The organism is Thiomicrospira microaerophila (genome assembly GCF_023278225.1).
Classification (GTDB): domain Bacteria; phylum Pseudomonadota; class Gammaproteobacteria; order Thiomicrospirales; family Thiomicrospiraceae; genus Thiomicrospira; species Thiomicrospira microaerophila_A.
Genome location: NZ_CP070959.1, coordinates 2,363,839 through 2,386,186, shown reverse-complemented (window position 1 = coordinate 2,386,186; position 22,348 = coordinate 2,363,839). Strand labels below are relative to the sequence as shown.

The 22,348-nt window shown below is 41.4% G+C and carries 22 protein-coding genes and 2 tRNA genes; 17 read left to right on the top strand and 7 right to left on the bottom strand.

Translation table 11 applies throughout. The features are described 5' to 3' along the window. Window positions 1-8 precede the first annotated feature (8 nt). Window positions 9-620, bottom strand: coding sequence for a ribosome biogenesis GTP-binding protein YihA/YsxC (gene yihA, locus JX580_RS11645; RefSeq protein ID WP_248850707.1), 612 nt, complete (start codon window positions 618-620; stop codon window positions 9-11). A 178-nt stretch (window positions 621-798) separates the two neighbouring features. Between yihA and JX580_RS11640 the strand changes: the two genes are divergently transcribed. Genes JX580_RS11640 through JX580_RS11625 form a run of 4 tightly spaced genes read left to right on the top strand, consistent with a single transcriptional unit; the run spans window position 799 to window position 6,259 of the window. Then, the gene (locus JX580_RS11640) at window positions 799-2,793 is read left to right on the top strand and encodes a cytochrome c biogenesis protein ResB (RefSeq protein ID WP_248850706.1); all 1,995 of its coding nucleotides are present in this window, start codon (window positions 799-801) and stop codon (window positions 2,791-2,793) included. A 20-nt stretch (window positions 2,794-2,813) separates the two neighbouring features. Next, the gene (ccsB, locus tag JX580_RS11635; RefSeq protein WP_248850705.1) at window positions 2,814-3,980 is read left to right on the top strand and encodes a c-type cytochrome biogenesis protein CcsB; all 1,167 of its coding nucleotides are present in this window, start codon (window positions 2,814-2,816) and stop codon (window positions 3,978-3,980) included. Between the two features lie 9 nt (window positions 3,981-3,989). Then, window positions 3,990-4,607, top strand: a complete 618-nt coding sequence (locus tag JX580_RS11630; protein WP_248850704.1) for a thiol:disulfide interchange protein DsbA/DsbL — start codon at window positions 3,990-3,992, stop codon at window positions 4,605-4,607. Between the two features lie 8 nt (window positions 4,608-4,615). Further along, window positions 4,616-6,259 (top strand): acetolactate synthase large subunit, encoded by a 1,644-nt coding sequence (locus tag JX580_RS11625; RefSeq protein WP_248850703.1) that lies wholly within the window; start codon window positions 4,616-4,618, stop codon window positions 6,257-6,259. Window positions 6,260-6,324: 65 nt separating this feature from the next. On the opposite strand, the gene JX580_RS11620 is transcribed toward JX580_RS11625, so the two are convergent. Continuing rightward, complete coding sequence (locus JX580_RS11620) at window positions 6,325-6,888, bottom strand: nitroreductase family protein (RefSeq protein ID WP_248850702.1); 564 nt, start codon at window positions 6,886-6,888, stop codon at window positions 6,325-6,327. Between the two features lie 305 nt (window positions 6,889-7,193). Between JX580_RS11620 and JX580_RS11615 the strand changes: the two genes are divergently transcribed. The 3 genes from JX580_RS11615 to mnmE are packed head-to-tail and all read left to right on the top strand — an operon-like array spanning window position 7,194 to window position 10,224. Then, entirely contained in the window at window positions 7,194-8,111 is a 918-nt protein-coding gene (locus JX580_RS11615; protein ID WP_248850701.1) for a hydrogen peroxide-inducible genes activator, read from the top strand. A gap of 27 nt (window positions 8,112-8,138) precedes the next feature. Further along, window positions 8,139-8,864 carry an MlaA family lipoprotein gene (locus JX580_RS11610; protein ID WP_248850700.1) on the top strand — a complete coding sequence of 242 codons (726 nt, stop codon included), beginning with the start codon at window positions 8,139-8,141 and terminating at the stop codon, window positions 8,862-8,864. A gap of 1 nt (window position 8,865) precedes the next feature. Beyond that, entirely contained in the window at window positions 8,866-10,224 is a 1,359-nt protein-coding gene (gene mnmE, locus JX580_RS11605) for a tRNA uridine-5-carboxymethylaminomethyl(34) synthesis GTPase MnmE (protein ID WP_248850699.1), read from the top strand. A gap of 14 nt (window positions 10,225-10,238) precedes the next feature. Here mnmE and JX580_RS11600 read toward each other — a convergent pair whose 3' ends face one another. The 5 genes from JX580_RS11600 to JX580_RS11580 all read right to left on the bottom strand — a co-directional run bounded on the left by JX580_RS11600 (window position 10,239) and on the right by JX580_RS11580 (window position 12,106). Beyond that, a complete protein-coding gene (locus JX580_RS11600) occupies window positions 10,239-11,036 on the bottom strand; it encodes a Cof-type HAD-IIB family hydrolase (protein WP_248850698.1) in 798 nt (265 codons plus the stop codon). Between the two features lie 121 nt (window positions 11,037-11,157). After that, window positions 11,158-11,241 (bottom strand) — tRNA-Leu (locus tag JX580_RS11595). A 41-nt stretch (window positions 11,242-11,282) separates the two neighbouring features. Further along, window positions 11,283-11,358, bottom strand: a tRNA-Phe gene (locus JX580_RS11590). A 170-nt stretch (window positions 11,359-11,528) separates the two neighbouring features. Continuing rightward, window positions 11,529-11,828: a HigA family addiction module antitoxin gene (locus tag JX580_RS11585; protein ID WP_248850697.1), complete on the bottom strand. Its 300-nt coding sequence runs from the start codon at window positions 11,826-11,828 to the stop codon at window positions 11,529-11,531. Then, a complete protein-coding gene (locus JX580_RS11580) occupies window positions 11,828-12,106 on the bottom strand; it encodes a type II toxin-antitoxin system RelE/ParE family toxin (protein WP_248850696.1) in 279 nt (92 codons plus the stop codon). The genes JX580_RS11585 and JX580_RS11580 overlap by 1 nt, the downstream gene beginning before the upstream one ends. A gap of 428 nt (window positions 12,107-12,534) precedes the next feature. Here JX580_RS11580 and JX580_RS11575 point away from each other — a divergent pair, with 428 nt between their 5' ends. The 10 genes from JX580_RS11575 to JX580_RS11530 all read left to right on the top strand — a co-directional run bounded on the left by JX580_RS11575 (window position 12,535) and on the right by JX580_RS11530 (window position 22,346). Continuing rightward, window positions 12,535-12,885 carry a P-II family nitrogen regulator gene (locus JX580_RS11575; protein ID WP_248850695.1) on the top strand — a complete coding sequence of 117 codons (351 nt, stop codon included), beginning with the start codon at window positions 12,535-12,537 and terminating at the stop codon, window positions 12,883-12,885. Then, window positions 12,885-13,286 carry a CBS domain-containing protein gene (locus JX580_RS11570; protein WP_248850694.1) on the top strand — a complete coding sequence of 134 codons (402 nt, stop codon included), beginning with the start codon at window positions 12,885-12,887 and terminating at the stop codon, window positions 13,284-13,286. The genes JX580_RS11575 and JX580_RS11570 overlap by 1 nt, the downstream gene beginning before the upstream one ends. A gap of 6 nt (window positions 13,287-13,292) precedes the next feature. Then, on the top strand, window positions 13,293-14,795 hold the full coding sequence (locus JX580_RS11565; RefSeq protein ID WP_248850693.1) for a DUF1538 domain-containing protein: 1,503 nt from the start codon (window positions 13,293-13,295) through the stop codon (window positions 14,793-14,795). A gap of 13 nt (window positions 14,796-14,808) precedes the next feature. Continuing rightward, a complete protein-coding gene (locus JX580_RS11560) occupies window positions 14,809-16,533 on the top strand; it encodes a DUF1538 domain-containing protein (RefSeq protein ID WP_248850692.1) in 1,725 nt (574 codons plus the stop codon). A 127-nt stretch (window positions 16,534-16,660) separates the two neighbouring features. Further along, a complete protein-coding gene (locus JX580_RS11555; protein WP_248850691.1) occupies window positions 16,661-16,900 on the top strand; it encodes a type II toxin-antitoxin system RelB/DinJ family antitoxin in 240 nt (79 codons plus the stop codon). Then, window positions 16,890-17,180, top strand: coding sequence for a type II toxin-antitoxin system RelE family toxin (locus JX580_RS11550; protein WP_248850690.1), 291 nt, complete (start codon window positions 16,890-16,892; stop codon window positions 17,178-17,180). Before JX580_RS11555 ends, JX580_RS11550 begins: the two co-directional genes overlap by 11 nt. Before the next feature lie 67 nt (window positions 17,181-17,247). Further along, window positions 17,248-17,625 (top strand): P-II family nitrogen regulator, encoded by a 378-nt coding sequence (locus JX580_RS11545; RefSeq protein WP_248850689.1) that lies wholly within the window; start codon window positions 17,248-17,250, stop codon window positions 17,623-17,625. Between the two features lie 9 nt (window positions 17,626-17,634). Next, window positions 17,635-18,084, top strand: coding sequence for a hypothetical protein (locus JX580_RS11540; protein WP_248850688.1), 450 nt, complete (start codon window positions 17,635-17,637; stop codon window positions 18,082-18,084). A gap of 81 nt (window positions 18,085-18,165) precedes the next feature. Then, window positions 18,166-20,478, top strand: a complete 2,313-nt coding sequence (hsdR, locus tag JX580_RS11535; protein WP_248850687.1) for an EcoAI/FtnUII family type I restriction enzme subunit R — start codon at window positions 18,166-18,168, stop codon at window positions 20,476-20,478. Next, window positions 20,478-22,346, top strand: a complete 1,869-nt coding sequence (locus JX580_RS11530; protein ID WP_248850686.1) for an AAA family ATPase — start codon at window positions 20,478-20,480, stop codon at window positions 22,344-22,346. Before hsdR ends, JX580_RS11530 begins: the two co-directional genes overlap by 1 nt. The last annotated feature ends 2 nt before the right edge of the window (window positions 22,347-22,348 follow it).

Sequence of the window (22,348 nt, the reverse complement as noted above, 5' to 3'; positions counted from 1 at the left end):
TGGCTAATTTAATTTGTTCGCTCAAACTCCATCCATTCATCAAGCTTAGACCAGGCCTGGTCTAAGCCCTGCTTGTTTAATGAAGAAAAGAGTTGCGCACTTGCATGAGGATAGTTGTGTTTAAGTGTTTTTTGCAAACCCATTAATGCTTGGCTCGCTTGATTACGACTTAACTTATCGGCTTTAGTCAGTAACACATGCACCGGCAAATTTAATTCATGTGTCCAATCCAACATCATTTTATCCAGCGGTTGCAGTGGATGGCGAACATCCATCATCAAAATTAACCCTTTTAATGCTTCACGCTTCTCAACATATTCCGCCAGGCCTGCTTCCCACAGTTTTTTCACATTAACATTGACCTTAGCAAAACCATAACCGGGTAAATCAATTAAACTGCGTTGTTCATCGAGTTGGAAAAAATTAATCATTTGGGTGCGTCCAGGTGTTTTACTGGTTCGCGCAAGACTTTTTTGTGAGGTCAGCACGTTCAATGCACTGGATTTTCCCGCATTAGAACGCCCAGCAAACGCCACTTCATAACCTACATCTTCTGGGCAATGACTTAAATTTGGCGCACTTTTTAGATAGGTCGCTTTTTGATAGAGTGGATGTTGCATAACGAATAACGTTCCTTTTGTATTCCCTTTTTAATCCTTATTAACCTATTAAGTCGGTTTTAAAATACCCTACAAATCTACTAGGTTAATAACAAGCGAGTCTTTAACTCTTGAACAGAGAAGTATATACTCTTATCCCTGCAATATTTTATTAGCATTGAACAAAAGATAAAAAACTATGTCTGAGCAGAACAAAAAAACTAAAACCCCTAATCGACCGAATATTTGGCTTGAATTTTTAGGGTCGATGAATCTTGCCATCACACTGCTTGTGATGTTATCTATTGCCTCGGTCATAGGTACTGTGCTTCAACAATTTCAACCCGTTCAAGATTACATTATCAAGTTTGGCCCCTTCTGGTACGAAGTTTATAACAGCATGTCGCTGTATGATGTTTATGGCGCCGCTTGGTTTATGATCGTTTTATTGTTTCTGTTAATCTCTACCGGGGTTTGCGTGACACGTCATACGCCGATCTTTATCAAAGACATGAAAGAATACAGCGAAAAGCTATCGTTGACCGCCCTCAAACACCAACCTAACCATGCCGAATTTTCTATTGCCGGTGATTTTGAACAACAAAAAAATTATGCCAACGAGTTTTTAAAACACGAAGGGTTTAAAACGCGCATCAATCAACGTGATGATGGTTCTGTCACTGTTGCAGGTCTAAAAGGCCATTGGAACCGCCTCGGTTACTTCTTTAGCCATATCTCAATTATCATTATTTGCATTGGCGCATTATTGGATAGCAATATCTATCTCAAGTTTTACGAACTCACTGGAACTATGAAAGCTGAAACCCGCTCAGTACCACTCAGCGAAGTTGATAAGCGCGCATGGCTTCCTCCATCAAACTTTTCCTATCGAGGCAATGTCAACATTACTGAAGGCCGAGATGCCGATGTATTATTTTTACCTTGGAAAGAAGGCTATTTAGTTCAACAACTGCCATTTAGAATTGAAGTTGAAGCCTTCCGTATTGACTACTATGACAATGGTATGCCACGCACCTATGAAAGTGATCTAATTCTGTATGCGGATGATTTAGAAGAACCTCTAAGAAAAACCATAGAAGTTAACCACCCGCTCTACTACAAAAATTATGCGATTTACCAATCGTCCTATGGCGATGGTGGCTCGTTGGTAAATATGAATGTTTATGCACTTGCTTCACCGCATATCAGCAAAACTGAAATCGAATCAGCGATTAACCGCAATGAATCTTTAACCACACCCGCAGGACGTTTCCGTGTTGAGTTTAGTGACTTTAAACTGCACAACATTGTGCCGCGCAGTGAAGAAGATGCACTCGCCACCGGTCGTAAAATGAAAAACAATGGTCCAAGTGTTTTATTCCGAGTTCGTAATGAAGAAGGCCGTGCTTGGGAATATGAAAATTATATGATCCCGGACTTTCAAGAAGGTCGCTGGTTTTATATGAGCGGTGTACGTACCTCGGTTGCAGATCATTTCCGTTATTTGTTTATTCCAGCGGATGACTTACGCAGTAAAAATCGCTTTTTCGAGTTTTTAGCCCTGGTTAATAACGCTCCAAAAGCAGACCGTATTTACCGTCTAGCCATGCCTAAACCTATGGAAATGGATCGCGCTAACTATGAAACGCATATGCAACTGATGCAACAACTAGTTAAGCTCTTTCGCGAAACCGGATTTGATGGCATAAGTCATTTCATCCAAACCAATGTACCCCAAGACCAACAAGAAGAGGTGGCGGCTTTCTATTTTGGTCAATTGGCAAATGCCTTGCAAACCCTTTATCTACATGTTTTAGAACAAGAAGGTGTTGCAGTATCAAATGAAGGCGACATAAGTGAACAACATCAGGTTTGGTTTGAAGATGCGATGACGGCGATTGCCAGTTTAAACCGCTACGGCCCACCGATGTTTTTTGAAATGACTAGTTTTGATCAACGCTGGTCAACCGGCTTACAAATAACCAAATCACCCGGTAAAAATGTGGTGTATTTTGGTAGTGCGTTACTGACACTCGGCATTTTCTTCATGTTTTATGTGCGTCAACGTCGTGTGTGGATTCATCTAAAACCGAATGGCGGACAAACCGACATCACCATCGCAGGACGCGATAACCGGAAACTACCGGAAACAGATAAAGAGTTTGAACAACTCGTTACCAACTTTAAGGCTTAATAGTTAAGAGGCGGCTACTTATGGACATGACAATAAAAAAACAAAGTTTTTTAGAGGTGTTTACCCCTAGAGACATTCTTTGGACCCTGGCATTATTCGTCGGTTCATTGATTGCTTGGCAATATTATCAAAATGAAATGGATGGCTATGAAGTCGCAATTTTATTCGGTACGGCCTTATCCGCTGTTTGGCTCGGCTGGTACTGGCGTAGTTTTCAAACCTTTAGTTATGTGGTTGCAGCCGTTAGTTTGTTTGCTATTTGGCTATATGCGCGAAATGACTTTAACTACGAAGCACAAGAAGAAGTCTTCTTCCTTAAATACTTAATTTCCAGCCAAGCCGCGATCATGTGGATGACCTTTCTAGTTCTGGTATCTACGGTTACCTACTTTTTTGGTTTATTTAGAAATTCAGACTTCATTTATAAACTCTCCACCTTTATTGCCTGGGCTGCCGCAACCTTTGGTTTTGTCGGCTTAATGGTGCGCTGGAAAGAATCCTACTTAATCAGCCCAGATTATGGTCATATCCCCGTTAGCTCATTGTATGAAGTCTTTATCCTGTTTGTGGTTATGACCGTATTAATGTACCTCTACTACGAACAAAAATTCAAAACCCGTGCTATGGGTGGTTTTGTAATGATCGTGATGAGTGCTTCGGTATTGTTTGTGCTTTGGTATGTGTTTGATCGCCAAGCCCACGAAATTCAACCGCTGATTCCTGCTTTACAAAGCTGGTGGATGAAAATTCACGTACCAGCCAACTTTGTCGGATATGGCGGTTTCTCGATTGCCGCAATGGTCGGTGTTGCTATGCTGATGCGTCTATCGATAGAAAAACGTAAACCTAATAGTGGTTTACTCAAAGCTTTACCAAGCCATCAAATCATGGACGATATTATGTATCGCGCCATCGCAATAGGTTTTGCGTTCTTTACTGTGGCAACTATTCTAGGTGCAATGTGGGCGGCAGAAGCTTGGGGCGGCTATTGGTCTTGGGATCCTAAAGAAACCTGGGCACTGATTGTTTGGCTAAACTATGCCGCTTGGTTACATATCCGCATGACCAAAGGTTGGCATGGTGCACCAATGGCTTGGTGGGCAGTTATAGGTTTGTTTATCACCACCTTTGCTTTCTTAGGGGTTAATATCTTCTTATCCGGTTTACATTCTTACGGCGAACTCTAGGAGCAAACCATGCTTAGACGACGTTTATTACAGCTTAGCGGACTCGCCTTTTTAGGCGGGTTGAGCAAACAGGCCTGGTCATCTGTTCGACCTGGTGTTGATTATAAAAACCTACGTCAAATACAATCGATAGCTCCTCATCATAAGCAAGTTACCGAGGTGTTTTTTTATGGTTGTCCGCACTGCTACAACCTGCAGGACAGCCTGTACCAGTGGCTTCGCCGTAAGCCACGCGATGTGCATTTTGAACGTCTTCCTGCGGTTCTCAACAACCCAAGTTGGGTGTTTATGGCTAAGGTTTATTATGCTGCGGAAGATCTCGGTATTATTGACCGCTCAAACCAAGCTTTTTTTGACGCACTCCACCGTGATAAGCTACCCCTTAACAATCTGGCATCGATTGCTCGGTTCCATAGCCAATTTGGTGTTACCGAGCAAGCTTTCACAGACAGCTTTAATTCGTTCAAAGTAGATCAAGCCGTGCGTCGAGCACAGCGATTAACTGAAGCTTTTGGTGTTGAGGGTGTGCCCAGTATTGTTGTGAACGGCAAATTTTTAACTAGCCTTTCAATGAGCGGTAGCCAAGATAAACTTTGGCAGAATGTAGATCAGTTATTAGAACTTTAGGAAACTCAATGCAAGCTGCCAAACTGTTTGTTAAATGTCTTGAAGACGAAGGCGTAGAGTATATTTTTGGTATCCCTGGAGAAGAAAATCTTGACCTGGTAGATGCACTACTCGATTCTGACATTGAGTTTATCACCACACGCCACGAACAGGGTGCGGCCTTTATGGCCGATGTTTATGGACGGCTAACCGGCAAAGCCGGTGTGTGCTTGTCAACCCTTGGACCGGGTGCCACTAACCTAGTAACCGGGGTCGCTGATGCAAATATGGATAACGCGCCATTGGTCGCGATTGCCGGACAAGCGGCGACCAATCGCATGCACAAAGAATCTCACCAAGTAGTTGATCTGGTGAGTATGTTTAAGCCGATTAGTAAATACGCAACTCAAATTCTTGAACCTGAAACTATCCCGGAAGTCATTCGTAAAGCCTTTAAGCTAGCACAAGCGGAAAAACCCGGCGCCAGCTTTATAGACTTTCCGGAAAACATAGCCGATATGGAAACGGAGTGTTTACCTCTTAAGGTAACTCAAACCCGGCTAACAACCGCATCAGAACAATTAATTAAACAAGCCGCATTAAGCTTGCAACAAGCTAAAAGTCCGCTGATTCTGGTTGGTAATGGTGCAGTACGTGCAAAAGCGGGTGGTGAAGTTTATGCTTTTGCTAAACAACTCAATATTCCTACCGTCAATACCTTTATGGCTAAGGGCATTATCCCTTTTTATAAAAATCCAACCGCTATGGGTACAGCGGGCTTACAAAAAGGCGACTATGAAAACGGTGGTTTCTCTAAAGCAGACCTGGTGATTTGTATTGGGTTTGATATGGTGGAATATCATCCACATCTTTGGAACCCAAACCATAACCACCAGATTATTCATATCGATACCCTACCGGCTGAAGTTGACTCAAGTTATATGCCCGATATTGAACTGGTTGGTGATATTGCTAAGAATATTCAATCTTTACGTAGCCTGCTTAATCAAGCCAAACCAACTCAGCTTGATCATCCTTTACGTGATGCGACTAAAGAAGAAATGAACCGATGTTCTGACAGTAATGCTTTTCCATTGTTACCACAAAAAATCATTTGGGACTTACGCACCGCAATGAATTATGACGATATCGCTATTTGCGATGTCGGTGCCCATAAAATGTGGATGGCACGGATGTTTCGCGCAGAAAAGCCTAATACCTGTATCATCTCTAACGGCTTTGCCGGTATGGGGATTGCCGTACCCGGTGCGATTGCGGCCAAACTGGCCTTCCCGGAACGCGCGATTGTTGCTGTCACCGGTGATGCCGGTTTTATGATGAACTCTCAAGAAATTGAGACCGCTTTACGTTGTAACACGCCTATTGTAATTTTGATTTGGAACGACAGCCAATACGGTTTAATTGAGTGGAAACAAAAACGTAAATATGGTCGTGCAGCTTATATTGATTTTCAAAATCCTGACTTTGTTCAGTATGCGCAATCTTTTGGTGCCAAGGGCTACCGTATAGAAGCCGCTGATCAACTGCTACCGGTGTTAAAACAAGCGCTAAAAGACAACACTGTTTCAATCATTGACTGTCCGGTCGATTATTCTCAAAATGACAGGCTCACACAATTATTAGGCAATGTTATTTCCGAATTGCAATCCTAGCTCGAATATTTTATAAATTTGTGAAATATTCGGGCTAAAGGTCTGTCGGACGAAACTACAGTTTTTTAAGGATAATATTGCGTTACTTCAGCAACAGGTTTACGAATTTGATTGCTGTCACAGCTGGGGTAACCCATATACAACAACCCAATTAATTCAATTTCTTCTGGATTAATTTTGAGTATGGAATAGGTTTCATTCGCCTCGATAATAGGGCCTGTACTCCATTGCACACCTAAACCAAATTCTGTTGCCATAAGTTGAAAATTTTGAATCGCACAGCTACAAGCGGCATAATCTTCTTTATAGGTAACCGGATTACTTGATTTCAGTTGACCCACTAAAACCATCGCCGGATTAGCCAAAAAACGCTGACACGCTTTTTGATAGATAGTCTGATGTTCTTCAGAACCAGGTTCGGCACGTTTATCAGCTCGCAGCTGGGCGTAAATAGTCATCAAACTCTGTTTCGTTTGATTACCTAAGACAAAAAAACGCCAAGGTTCGGTTAAACCATGATTTGGTGCCCATATAGCAGCATCAATACACTGATTAACCAGATCCTTGTCTAATGATTTATCCAAAAACTGATAAGCTGTTCGTCGTTGTCTAACCAATTTTTTAAACATAAAAACCTCAATAATTTTAATCTTCTGCCATTGTGACTTTTTTTGTTCGCCCGCACAAGCCAATAACTTTTATAATAACTTGTGGATGAGTGTGGATAAGATAGCTTGCTAAAGATAACCAAAAACTTATCCACAATTGACCCACAAGCCATGCGCCTAGCTTAGTCGTATTTTCTATACAGCTTAACAACAAGCTAAGTTATTGATATAAAAAATTTTAATGGTTTTATACCAAATGCAAGCTTCACCAATAACAACAAAGAAAAGAAAAAAGAAATATATAAATACATAATAGGGATAACTTAATGACGCTAAATGAACTGAAATATATTGTTGCCGTTGCTCGAGAACGTCATTTTAGAAAAGCATCCGAAGCCTGTTTTGTCAGCCAACCGACCTTAAGTATTGCCATAAAAAAATTTGAAGAAGAAATAGGAGTTGAACTATTTGAACGAAACAAAACCGAAGTTCTAGTCACACCGATTGGAGAGCAGATTGTAAAGCTGGCTGAAGACATCATACAAAAGACACAACTTATCAAACAACTAGCCAAAGAAGATCAAGGCGACCATAGTGGAGAAGTTAGATTGGGTGCTATCTATACGATTGCCCCTTACTTATTACCTAAACTCATCCCTGTATTTCACCAACTTGCTGATAAAACCCCTTTAATTCTGCAAGAAAACTACACACACTCATTGATTGATAAGCTTCAAAATGGCGACTTAGACTTTGTGATCTTGTCATTGCCTTTTCACCATCCAAATATTGAAACATTAACACTCTACACAGAACCCTTTGTCGTCGCTTTGCCTAAAAAACATCATTTAGCTGATCAACCACATATCAGTATGAAACAAATCGAAAACGAAACCCTTTTAATGCTGGGAGAAGGTCACTGCTTTAGAGATCAAGTGATTGATGCATTCGACTACAAAGAACAAATACAATTTCAAACCCACAAACTGCAAAAAACACTTGATGGTAGTTCATTAGAAACCATTCGTTATATGGTTGCATCCGGTGCTGGTATTACCATTCTACCTTGTAGTTCAGTGCAATCCTATGATGAAGAGATGTTAACCATAAAACCGATAAAACCAGCCATTCCGCCAAGAAAAGTGGCTTTAGCTTGGCGAAAAACCTTTCCACGTAAACATTTATTAAAAACCATGATTGAAGCGGTTACAAAGCTACAAATACCTTGTACAATCAAAAATTAACCAACATTTTAAAATCGAAATCTAACCATGAATAAAAATCTTCATTCTATTTTATTTACTATATTGATAAGCCTAAGTTTTCAAACCAACGCACAGCCCTTCAATTCAGAAGACAGATTTGAAAACTTTAACCGGAGTATCTTTGCATTTAACATGGGGTTTCATGACTATATAGGGGAACCTGTTACCCATGCTTATAAAAAAGGGGTGCCTAAACCTGCTCAAACCGCTGTATCTAATTTTTTTATTAACTTAAGAATGCCACTCAACATGACCAATAATTTTCTCCAGGGAAATTTCGAAAAAGGTCTGGGGGATTTTATGCGGTTTTCGGTTAATACGGTATTTGGACTAGGCGGACTTTTAGACATAGCAACCCCAGCAGGCCTGCCCTATGAAAAAACAGACTTTGGCCATACGCTTTACAAATGGGGCGTATGGGAAGAATCCAGTTTTGTAATGGTTCCGTTTTTAGGTGCCTATACCGTTAGAGATTTATTTGGAAAAGGGGTTGAATACTCTCAAGATCCAACATTTTCTTATATCATCCAGACTACAACTCAAGGGCATATAGCATTTTCAATCGCCGACGGATTTGACAGCTATGTACAAGTCACAGATCTAGTTGATCTGCTAAAAACCATGCCAGACCCCTATGTTTTTTATCGTGAAAGTTATTTTCAACAACGTGGACGAATGCTTAATAACGGAGTAACAATGATTCAACCCCTAGACGATTTTGACTTTGATTAAAATGATGACCCAATCCAAAAAAGAAACCATTGCTTCGATTGCAACACCACCCGGTAGAGGTGGAATAGGTATAGTGCGCGTTTCAGGCCCTCTTGCTGAAGCGATCGCTCAATCAATACTTAAGACCCAACCTGAAGTAAGAAAAGTTCACTACGGGCGTTTTTATGGTGAAAATAATCAAATTCTAGATCAGGGCATAGGTTTATTTTTTAAAAGTCCCCATTCTTTTACCGGTGAAGATGTCCTCGAATTACAAGCCCACGGTGGTCCGATTATTTTGCAATGGATTATAGATCGGGTTATTCAGCTTGGAGCGCGTTTAGCCAGGCCTGGTGAATTTTCACAACAAGCTTTTTTAAATGATAAGTTAGATTTAGCTCAAGCCGAAGCGATTGCAGACCTGATTGATGCTTCATCAGAACAAGCCGCACGCAGCGCATTAAAGTCCTTGCAGGGCGAATTTTCTCGGCAAATTGACCAATTGGTTGAAGGATTAATTCAGCTAAGACTTTATGTAGAAGCCGCGATTGATTTTCCAGAAGAAGAAATTGATTTTTTATCCGATGGTCATGTTGCCGGACAGCTTTATCAATTAATGCAAACGATGGATCAAGTTTTAAAATCCGCAAAGCAGGGGGTTTTGCTTCGGGAAGGCATGTCGGTCGTTATACTTGGTCGTCCTAATGCCGGAAAATCAAGCTTGCTAAATGCGCTTTCAGGACGAGAAAGCGCGATTGTGACTGATATAGCAGGCACTACCCGAGATATTGTTAAAGAGCATATTCATATCGATGGTATGCCCTTACATATTTTAGACACCGCCGGTTTACGTGAAACCGGCGATGAGGTTGAAAAAATTGGCATTGCGCGCGCTTGGCAAGCGATAGAAACCGCAGATCATGTTTTGGTTATGCTACAAGCCGGTGAAGCGATTGATCCTGAAGACCAAGCTATTCTTGACAAACTTCCTGCGAAGCTACCGATTACACTTATTCGCAATAAAATTGATTTAATTAATGCGCAACCAGGCCTGGTAAATAACGAAACTCAAACCGAAATCTATCTTTCTGCTAAACATAAAATTGGATTAAATTACTTAACCGATCACTTAAAAAGATCGATGGGATTAGAACAAACGGCGGAAGGGGTATTTATGGCGCGCAAACGTCACATTGATGCGCTGAATCAAGCACAGCAAGCCATGATTAATGCTCAGTATCAACTTGAACATTTTGCGGCCGGTGAGTTGGTGGCTGAGGATTTGCGTTTAGCTCAGAATGCCTTATCTGAAATTACCGGTCGTTTTAGTTCAGACGATCTATTAGGCCGTATTTTTAGTTCATTTTGTATCGGCAAGTAACCTAGCAGGCCTGGTTATTCCTTTAAAAAATACTGTTCTAAATACCTGGCAACGCCATCATTTTGGTTTGATAAAGCTTGATAAGCATCAGGTATTTGGCGCTTTAATTCCGGATGAGCATTCGCCATCACCACAGGGTGTGCTACGTTTTTTAACAGTTCCAAATCATTTAATCCATCACCAAAAGCCATCACTTGATTCAGTGTTATATCCATCTGATTTAGTATACTCAATAAACCTTGGGCTTTTGAAACCCCTTGATTCATCACTTCTAGGTAATGTTCCGTGGTAAACGTAATATAAAGCTGTTCACCAAAAGCTTGAGTTAATTGATGGTGTAAAGGCTTTAAGTGTTCATAACTGGCGTTAAAATAAAACTTGTCTATATGTCTATAATCTAAATGAGCAAAATCACAAATACGATAAGCAAACCCGGAACTATGATGGATGTTAAGCAAAGGTTCATTGGCTTCTTCAACCAGCCATAAATCTTGTTGGTAGATATTACGATGAACTTCAAACCCAGTAGAAAGCTTTAAAATTTCAGCAACAAGATGAACCGGAATATGGTTTTCATAAATTAATTCACCCTTTAGATTATGCACTCGGGCACCATTAGAGGTGATTAACCAAACCGGGAAAGCTAATTGTTGAGCTAATAGATAGACATCTTGATAATGACGACCTGTTGCTAGAACAACTTCAATTCCATCTGAGTTTAATTGTTGTAAAGTTTGAATAGATGAGGTTGAAATACAGTGATTTTCGTTAAGTAATGTCCCGTCTAAATCAATAACAATGACTGAAATCATTGCGCATCTCTTTTGATCAAGTTAAAAAGATATCTTGCCACGAACACACAGGATTTACAAAATTTAGATATAAAAAAACCCCGAAACTAAGTGGGGGTACTTAATATCGGGGTTTATTTTATGGTGCGAGCGGAGAGACTCGAACTCTCACACCGAGGGCGCCAGAACCTAAATCTGGTGTGTCTACCAATTCCACCACGCTCGCAATTTTTGTGAAACAACCTTTAAAAAAGGGAATTTCAAATATGGTGGCTGCACCTGGAATCGAACCAGGGACACACGGATTTTCAATCCGTTGCTCTACCAACTGAGCTATGCAGCCAATTTCGGTGTGCGCGTATTATAGATACGGGCTTTGCGCCTGTCAAACACTATTTCAAAAATATTGCAAAAATAGTTTGGTGACGAATTAGGGACAGTTTATAAATCCAATTTAGCCAAAAAATAACTGGACTAAACCATCGCTTTTAACCAGCTTTCTGATTGTTAGAACTATGTGAACTCGCTATGAAGGCTAATCGGTTTTAAACTTAAAAAATAGGCGTTCTGCTTTGCATGCCACAAGTCATAGTTGGCTTGCATGGCTAACCAACTCTCAGGGGTACGCCCTAAAACCCTTGAAAGACGTAACGCCATATCCGGTGTGACACCACTTTTTCCCTTCAAGATTCGCTGGATTGTTGAAGGCGCAACATCAAGATGTTCAGCAAGCTGTCGTCCACTTAAACCTGTGTCTTCAAGATAAACACTTTCAATAAATTCGCCGGGATGTGGTGGGTTGTGCATGGTCATTAGTGATAATCCTCGTAATTTAAGATATAAGCATTGCCATCAGTAAATTCAAAGGTAATGCGCCAGTTGCCACTTACAGAAATAGACCATATACCTGCACGCTCACCTTTTAACGGATGAAGTCTAAATCCGGGTAGGTTAATGTCCTCTATCTGTTGGGCGGTATCGATGGCGGCCAACTGCATTCTAAGTTTTTTAGTATGGGGTGCTTGAATGCCCGCTACGCTACCCGCTTCAAAAAACTGCCTAAGGCCTTTATGTTTAAATGATTTAATCATGGTTTGATTATAGCGTGTTGCGCACTACGCATCAATAGTGATATTAATAACACATGGACTGTGGTAGATAAAGGGTTGTGTAGTTTTATGGCTTTTAATTGATTTTAAAGTATTTTAGTGTGATGGGTAAAAAAGGATTGAAAATCCGTTGCTCTACCAACTGAGTTCTGCAGCCAAAATATTGCAAAAATAGTTCCTTGCCTAAATCGAGCCCATCAATTTTTAAAAATATTAAGTATCATTAAAATTTAAGCTTTGGCAACCTATTGTAATTTTGCTTAAGCTTACTAGGTTTAATCAGGTTATTTGAACTTTATGCAAAAAATAATGATTAGTAAAATTCCCTGTAAATTTAAATGAAATAGTTTTCTAAACGGTTAGAATTGTAACTATTGATGTTTAATTTTTATTCTATTGGCGAGGTGTATATGAAGTTTGTTGCATTGGTGGTGATTGCGCCATCGGATTGTGAAACGGCGATTAAAAAAGTCGCCAAGGAAGCTGGGGCAGCTGGCGCGACGATTTTTGATGCGAAAGGAAGCGGCGTTGAGGAAAAGAAATCATTTTTTTCTTTAACCTTTGAAGGCAATCAAACGGTGTTGCTGTATGTGCTTGAAGAAGGCATGTCGCGCAAGGTGTTAAAAGCGTTAAAGTTATATATTGATGAAACCCATAATAATGGATTAGCTTTCACCACGCCAATCAATCATATCGTTGGACTAGATAAGGTGCTATTACATAAATTTGAGAAAAACATTGAACAAGAGGAGCGTTTGTAATGTCTGATAAAAAAGTATTGGTAGCGGATGTGATGCGAACTGAGGTGGTAACGATTAAACCTCATGCCACGTTAAAAGAAGCCTTGCAGTTGATGAAAACCCATCGTTTAAAGTCTTTGGTGGTAGAAAAAACGTCCGATAGCGATGCCTATGGCATTATCACCAATTCGCAAATTTTGCAGCCGATCTTGGTGGAAGAGGGTGATATTGATTTTTTAAATGTGTTTGATGTTTATAACAAACCGGCGTTTTCGGTATCGTCACAAATTGATATTAAGTATGCCGCTAAAATGATGTTAGAACTGAATATCAAACGGGTTTTGGTTACAGATAACAATGAATTAAAAGGTGTGTTAAGTGTGACCGATTTGAGTGATTATTTACTGTCAATGGTTGAGTAATTTGGCATGGCTGAAATATTAAAACAGCTTCAGCATGCGTTATTCGAGTCCTTTCGTAATATATTGCCGATTCTGATTATTATTGTTGGGTTTCAGTTACTGGTGTTCCAGACTTTACCGGATAACGTGCTGTCGATTGCCATCGGTTTTATGATTGTTATCGTTGGGGTGGCGTTTTTCTTGGTAGGTTTGGAAGTCGGGGTGTTTCCGCTAGGTAATTCACTGTCTAATGAATTCCTTGAAAAACGATCGGTGGTATTGTTTACGCTTTTTGGCTTTGCGATTGGGTTTTCGGCCTCGATTGCGGAACCCGCGATCATTGCGGTCGCACTTCAAGCTGAGGAAATCACCCTAGGCGCGATTGATGCGTTTACCTTGCGGATTATTATCGCTACATCGGTTGGGGCAATCACCGCGTTCGGGATTATTCGTTCGTTGTTTGGTTGGTCTGTGTCGAAAATCATTATTTCCGGTTATATTTTGGTATTGGTGATTACCGCGTTTACCCCAAAAGAAATCATCGGTTTAGCTTATGATTCAGGCGGTGTAGCCACCAACGTCGCGACGGTGCCGTTAATTGTTGCGATTGGGATTGGCATTGCCTCGTCGATTCGTGGTCGTAGTGTATTGCGTGATGGTTTTGGCTTTGTTGCGCTGGCGGCAATCACACCGATGATCAGTATTCAGCTTTATGGTATTTTTGCGCTGGGCGATGATTTAAGTATGTTGGGTGTGGGTTACGAAAAACCGATTGAAGAAGCCTATAGCCTTGCCGATTTTGCGCCGATGGTTATTTTGGCGGGCATCTTTGATACCTTTTTAAATATCCTACCGATTTTGGCAACGATTTTTATCTTCCAATTCTTGGTGTTGCGTAAGCGTTTACCGAATCTTTCGCGTGTGATTATTGGTTTTGTCTTTCTTGTGATCGGTTTATATGGCTTTATCTTAGGCATCAAGTTGGGCTTGTTCCCAATAGGCGAATCGATTGCCGGTAACCTAGTGGATATGAACAGTGCGTTCTTTATCCTGCTGTTTGCGTTTTTGGTGGGCTTTGGTACCACGATGGCTGAACCCGCATTGGTGGCGGTAATCAAGCAAGCCGACAAATACTCTGAGTTGAGTTTAAATGTGACCTTGATTCGAGTATTGGTCGCTGTGGGTGTGGGTTGTGGTATTTTGCTAGGCACCTATAAAATCCTGCATGGCATGGATATTTGGTTGTTAATCACGCTACTTTACGGATTCGTATTGGTGTTAGTGTTTTTCGCGCCTAAAGAAATGCATGCCTTTGCGTTTGATTTGGGGGGTGTCACCACTTCGGAAATTACCGTGCCGTTGATTACCGCATTTGGGATTTACTTGGCGACTAACATTGAAGGCCGTAATATCCTGATGGATGGCTTTGGTTTGATTGCCTTTGCCTCGGTATTCCCGATGATTACCGTCTTGGGCTACAGTATTTTCGCAAAATGGATGTCCAATCGCGCTTTGCGCGCATCACCTTAGAGATTTATTTTTTATGGAAAAACAACCGATTCGTTATCACGAAGTGGTGCAAAAAGAGCGGTTTGAGACCCACTCGATTCGTTATAACGAGTTGGTTGAATCACCGGATGCGGCCTATGCCAAAATTAAAGTATCGCGTTTTGATGCCTGGCGTTTGCTGCAACCCTATATCAGCGAGCGTTTAGGTGATCAGCTCCGAGCTGTGTTGCCTTTATCGATTTATCTGATCTTATTTCAACTCATTATCTTACGCCAGCCGATTGTCGATGCCGGGATTATCACCGCCGGGTTGATTGCGGTGATGATCGGGTTAATGCTGTTTATTGAGGGGCTTAAACTGGGTTTAATGCCGTTTGGTGAAACCATTGGTAATAAACTGCCGCAAAAATCCAGCTTACCGGTGTTATTAGGGGTCACTTTCTTGTTAGGGATTGGTGTGACCTTTGCCGAGCCGTCGATTGGTGCGTTAAAAGAAGCCGGGGCAAACGTGGTCGCACAGGATGCGCCCTATCTATATGCGATGCTGAATATTTATACTGAAACGCTGGTATTGATGGTTGGTGTTGGGGTGGGGCTGGCGGCCTTAATCGGCACCTTGCGGTTTATCTACGATTGGAGTATTAAACCGCTGATTTTTGCTTCGGTGATTCCAACTTTAGCTTTGACCGTTTATGTGGCGTTTAATCCTGAACTTAGTGCGATTATTGGTTTGGCGTGGGACAGTGGTGCGGTCACGACCGGACCGGTGACGGTGCCGTTAGTATTGGCATTGGGCATCGGTATCGCCGCCGCTGCCGGTAGCGGTAAACAATCGATGAGCGGCTTTGGGATTGTTACCCTCGCGTCTTTGTTCCCCATTTTAGCGGTTTTGGTGCTCGGTATTTACGTGCAATCGGCGATTAGCATTGATGAAATTTTGGCTTATGTGTCAGATGTTGAGGTGGTAGAACCAGCTTGGTATCAGCTGACGCCTTCGGTTGAGATTATCAATGGTTTGAGAGCGATTGTGCCGCTGATTGGGTTTTTAGGCCTGATTTTGGTGTTTTTGTTACGCGAGAAGTTGGCGAATAGTCGGGTGATTATGCTGGGGCTAGGTTTAACGATTGTCGGGATGATTATTTTTAACTTGGGTTTAAGCTATGGTTTGGCGCTACTGGGTACGCAAACCGGTTCAACCATTCCGGCGGCATTTGCTGAACTTCAAGGCATCGAGGGGTCACCGTTTTATTGGTATGGTTTAGGGATAGCGATTACGTTGTTATTTGCCTATTTATTGGGCTTTGGCTCAACACTGGCCGAGCCGGCGTTGAATGCGTTAGGCATGACCGTGGAAACCCTCACCAACGGTGCGTTCAAAAAACAAGCTTTGATGTATGCGGTTGCGGTCGGTGTCGGTGCGGGGATTGCACTTGGGGTGGCGAAAATTATTTTCGATTGGTCGTTGATTTGGCTGATTCTGCCGGGTTATGTGCTGGCGATGGTGCTAACCCTTATTTCGGATGAAAAGTATGTCAATATTGCTTGGGATAGTGCCGGTGTCACGACCGGACCAGTAACGGTTCCACTGGTTTTGGCAATGGGTTTGGGTTTAGGGCTGGCCGTGGGGGCGGTTGAAGGCTTTGGTATTTTAGCCTTGGCGTCGATTGGCCCGATTATTACGGTGCAACTCACCGGTTTAGCGATACGCTTAAAAGTTTGTTTGCAAGAAAAGTGTTATCAAACATTAAACGCAAAATAAAAAATAGGGTTTTTTACATTGAAGTGGTTTTAATCTCAGTTGACTGCAAGGATCGTTAGCCCTGTTTTCATTATAAATAATATGTGTTATTGTAAGTACAAATGTAATTACAATAAAAGGAAAAGCTATGGGAACCATAACAATTAGAGTTGATGATGAGCTTAAAAGCGAAGCATACCAAGCTTTAGAAAATTTAAACATCACCCCATCAGAGTTACTGCGTCAAACACTAAAATATGTCGCACAAAACCATAAACTACCTTTTAAACCAGCGCTTTTAAGTGAGGAAGATTTTGATTTATTGGAAACAGTGCGTGAGCGTTTAAATGATCCTAAGCCGGTTGCGGTGAGTTTGGATGACTTATAACCTTGAATTTGATGAACGTGCACTTAAAGAATGGAAACAACTTGATGGAAGTATTCGTAGCCAATTAAAAAAGAAACTTGAGCAGGTCATTGAGAACCCAATAGTTAAAAAGAACGCACTTAGAGAGCTTGATAATTGCTATAAAATTAAACTGCGTCAAAGCGGTTATCGTCTAATTTATCAAGTGCAAGATGCGCGCGTGGTGGTATTTGTTATTGCAATTGGAAAGCGTGATAAAGAGCAGGCTTATCGAGATGCGACAGTCCGAATAAAATCATAAACATCTTATAAGTGTAATTATTTTAATATCTTACTTAAATGTAAGGGTTTAAAGGTTTTATATTAGCATGAGTATAGAAAAGAAAATGACCTTGTTAACCGGCGTTTCGCTGATCACCTGTATGGTGCAAAAAGGCAAGGGCGATGCTATTGTTGCGGCGGCGCGTGCTGCCGGGGCGCAAGGCGCGTCGATTCACTATGGTCGTGGGGCAGGGGTGCGTGATCGCCTTGGTTTGTTAAGTATTACGGTTGAAGCCGAAAAAGAAGTGATTCAGATCATGGTGTCTGAAGAGCAAGAAAAAGAAGTGTTTGTTAGGATGTATGAAGCGGGTCAATTAGATACACCGGGAATGGGGATTATGTATGTCACTAAGTTGGATAAGGCCGCCGCCTATATTCCGCCGCATATTCTTGAACGTATTGAACAAGCCCATCAACAGAGATAAGGGGGCAAGATGAACCAGGCTAACCCTTTGAATACGCACCTGCTTTCACAACCTATGAGCTTAATCGGTGCGGTGATAACCCAAGCAACCTCGAGTGAGCTATTAGATCAAATTGAGCCGGATTATATTTTAGCGACTGAGTTTTTAATTGTGCGCAATGAGCAAACCACCGGTGCAATCAATAGCTGGGAGGACATGGATTTTTTGAAAGTGATCGTACCTGCTGACAAAGCGGATATTGTGTTCGAAGAAATTTATCGCCTTGCGAAGATTGATGAAACCGAAGGCGCGTATATATTCCAGCATAGCTTAACCAACTGCACCGATTATCAACTCCCCGACCTGCCTCCCGAAGGTATTCCCACCGAAACACTGGATGATATGCAACTCGCTAATGAACTCGGCCTAACCGAAACCGACATCCAAAACCTTAAACGCTTGGTAGAAAACCAAGCGTAGTTTCATTTAAGCCACCTGCTTGCTCAAACAAGCAGGCCTGGTTAAACTACTTAAATTGCCTATTAAACAACCGAGCTGCTTATGCAATCCGAAGCCGATACTCGCGCCAACTACATTGATCCCGCCTTAAATGCAGCGGGTTGGCATCCAAGTCAAATTATCCGTGAACACTATTTCACCGACGGTCGAAAAATGGCGGGGGGCGTGCGGGGGCGGCGTTGTTTTGTTGATTACTTGTTGCATAAGGACAATCGCTATTTAGCGATTATTGAAGCCAAAAAAGAAGCTGAACACCCCACCAAAGGTTTGCAGCAGGCGATAGATTACGCCAAAAAACTCAAGGTGCGTTTTGTCTATGCCAGTAATGGCAAGCAAACCTATGAATTTGATTTAGATACGGGGCAAGGCGAGTACATTGAGTTTTACCCCACGCCTGAACAGCTTGAACAGCGTTATGCTGGCATAAATTCCGACATTGGCCAACAATTGCGCAATGTGCCTTTCCATTTAGAAGGTGCGATGCAACCACGTTATTATCAAGAGTTGGCTGTACACGCCGCGACTGACGCAATTGGTCAAGGCGCACAGCGAATCTTATTAACCTTGGCGACCGGAACCGGAAAAACTTTTATTGCGTTTCAAATCGTGCATAAGTTGTTTCAGGCTCGTTGGAATCGAGATCAATTTGGCGCACGTCGCCCAAGGATACTGTTTCTGGCTGACCGAAATATTCTCGCAGATCAAGCGATCAACACCTTTAACCCCTATGAAAAAGACTTGATAAAAATCAATGGTGAAGAGGTGCGTAAGCGTCATGGCGTGGTGCCCACTAATGCACATATTTTTTTCGCGATTTATCAAGCGATAGCCGAAAAAGAAAATATTGATGGCTACTACCAAGCCTATTCGCAAGATTTTTTTGATTTAGTGATGATTGATGAATGTCACCGTGGTGCCGCTAATGAAGCAGGATCATGGCGTGCGATTTTAGATCATTTTAGCAGCGCCGTGCATCTAGGTTTAACCGCGACACCTAAACGCACCGATAACGTCGATACCTATGACTATTTCGGCCAACCGGTATTTGAATATTCACTGAAAGACGGGATTAACGACGGTTTTTTAACCCCTTACCGCGTCAAACGTATCCGCACCAATTTAGATGAATTGGTACTTACTAAAGACGATCAAATCATTGAAGGCGAGTCTGAGCAAGACATTTACCAAGTCGAAGACTATGACCGCAAAATTGTGGTCGATGATCGCACTGAGCTGGTTGCTAAATCAATTCTCGAAAACATCAATCCAATGGATAAAACCATCGTGTTTTGCGAAAACCAAAATCACGCGCTCACTATGCGCGATATGATCAATAAACACAAACAGATTAAAGACCCGCACTATTGCGTGCGTGTGACCAGCGACGAAGGCAAAATAGGCCGCGAATTGCTGGAGAAGTTTCAAGACAATGACAAAGACATCCCCACCATCTTAACCTCATCGCAAATGCTCACTACCGGTGTGGATGCGCGTAATGTACGCAATGTGGTATTGGATCGCACCGTTGGTTCAATGGTTGAATTCAAACAAATTGTCGGGCGCGGTACGCGCGTGTTTGACGGCAAAGACTACTTCACCATTATTGATTTTAGGGGTGCGACCAACAAGTTTTACGATGATGATTGGGATGGCGAACCCGAACCGCCAGTTGGTGGCGGCCTAAAAGAACCCCAGCCGCCTTATGGTCAACCGCCTGAAAAGCCGGAACCACCAATTGGAGGCCCCACTGAACCTCCTAAAACACGCTTAAAAATCAAGCTGGGTCAATACCGCGAAATCAAAGTGATTGATATTGAAACCCGCTATATTGATGAACACGGCAAACCGCTAACGATACAAGAATTTGTAGAGCGTTTGATTCAACAACTACCAGGCCTGTTTAAAAACGTAGATGAATTACGTGAAATTTGGTCAGACCCGGATCAACGCGATCAGTTGCTGCAAAAACTGATTCATGCCGGATTTTATAAAGAGCAACTCGCAACACTACGCCGCATGTTCGAAGCCGAAGCCTGCGATATGTTTGATCTTCTCGCTTTTTTAGCGTTTGAACAACCTATGGCAACCCGAAAAGCGCGCGCGGATAAAGTGCGCAGCAACGCCGATTTCTTTGCCCAATACCAACATGAAAAAGCACAAGACTTCTTGCACTTTGTTCTTGAGCGTTACGAGCAAACAGGGGTTACAGAACTATCGCGTGACCGTATTCCAACGCTGATTGAACTCTCTGGACTCGGCACCACCAAAGACGCATCCCTAGCTTTTGGCGGCAAAGCCACGCACTTACTTGATGCGTTTAAACAACTACAACAACAGCTATATAAGGTCGCTTAATGGTAAAAGTAGAGCTAAAAAGCAATATTTTACACAAAAAAAATCAGTCATTTGAAATTGGAAAATATGTAGCTCTTATAGGAGAAAATGGGTCTGGTAAATCATCAATTTTACAAGGTGTGTTTGAGGGGCAATTATCAGGTGAAATATTGTCATCTTGGAAGTTGGTATGCTTTTCTTCGGGACATAATGAGAGATATTCAAGGGTATTTTCAAACTATTTAAAAAAATCGAGGAAATTGAACTCTGGGTTTTCACTGAGTAGCTTTTATTATGATAAATCGTGGGCACCACTTTTGATTTTTTTGGCTTCTGTGCTAGATAAATCTGGAAAAGTTAGAGAGCTTTTAAGGGCTCTAAAGCTTGTTGAAGAGGAACAGACTGTAAAAGGTGGAGAGGACAAAGATGACATCAGTACCTCACTGAGTTTTGGTTTTAGAGTTGATAGACCTTATGTAAATAAAGTCGCAGAGGCGCTGAAAAAGGAGGAGCTTGGTGAAATAGACACGATAAGGAATACGCCTTATTTCCGTACTTTATCTAGCTTTATTGAAAATACTATTGATTCAAATTACGAGTTTGAAGATATTATTTCTAATCGAGATATAACGATAAAAAGTGAAAATATATTCAATGTATCATTTGAATCTCCTATTCAAGACCAGGCTGATTCAAACAGAATAAGTGAAAACCCAGTAGTTGCTTTTTTTACACAAGCCATTGATTCAAACAATCCAATTACCAAAACGAGCCTTAAACTTAACTTTATTGATGGAGTTAGCCTAAATGATATAAGTGATGGTGAATATCAGCTTTTATTTGTTTATTCATTGTTCGATCTGTTTGATAGTGAAAATACTATATTTCTTTTTGATGAGGCGGATAGTCACTTACATTACAAGAATATTGGTAAGTTATGGGATAGAGTGATTAATGCAAAAGGAAGATCTTTAGTAACTACACATCAGTTAGATTCCATTTCTGAAATTGGTGCAGAAAATATTCTTGTTGTAAGTCAGGGAAGAGTGCTTCCTTGTTCCGAGCGCAGAGAGCTTCAAGAGCGATTAGAGCAAATTTCGAATATCAATAAAACTGCTTTAAAAACCTATTCACTTTACGAGAGAATAGTTTTAATGGACAACGAAAATGATTGGCAGATATTCATTCGACTTGTTAAAAAAAAATTAGGTGAAGAAAGGTATGACGGAGTTGATTCTTTTCTAAAGAAGTTCTGCTGTGTTTCGGTTGAGTCTGGCTGGGATTCTCATACATCGTCATTTGCAGCTAAAAAGCTGAAATGGCTTGAGTCTTTTACAAGTTACCTTGACGGAGCTAGTTATAAAGCTAAGAGTGTATATTTAATATGTGACCGGGATAATTTACCATTGGCGAGCATCAATACCGATAGCCTAGAATTAAAGGGGACTAAGTCACTGTTAACTCCAATAGCAAGGGATGCGAAATTTAAATCCTCAATATTGGTATGGAGAAGGCGTGAAATCAAACACTACTTACTTTCTTATACTGCGTTAGCAAGCCATAATGCTCTTAAAAAAATAAATAATGATTCTCTTGGTTTAGCTTGCCATTTACATTTAGGAATGAATGGCGACTATCAATGTCAAGTTGATGAAGAAAGTGGAAATAAAGCTCCAATCGCTAGTCGGCACTTCGAGGAAAGCTCATGTTTTAATGAAGGTTTAGCTCAATTGTCTTCGGAGAGGGTGAAGCAAGTTCTAAGGCCAATTATTGAGAATGATAAAGGCTTAGACATTGAAAGGCTTCAAGCTTATATCGACTTAATACCCGCTGATGAAATCAGTGAAGACATTACAAATATGTACAACTTTATTACCGGAAAACTTTAACT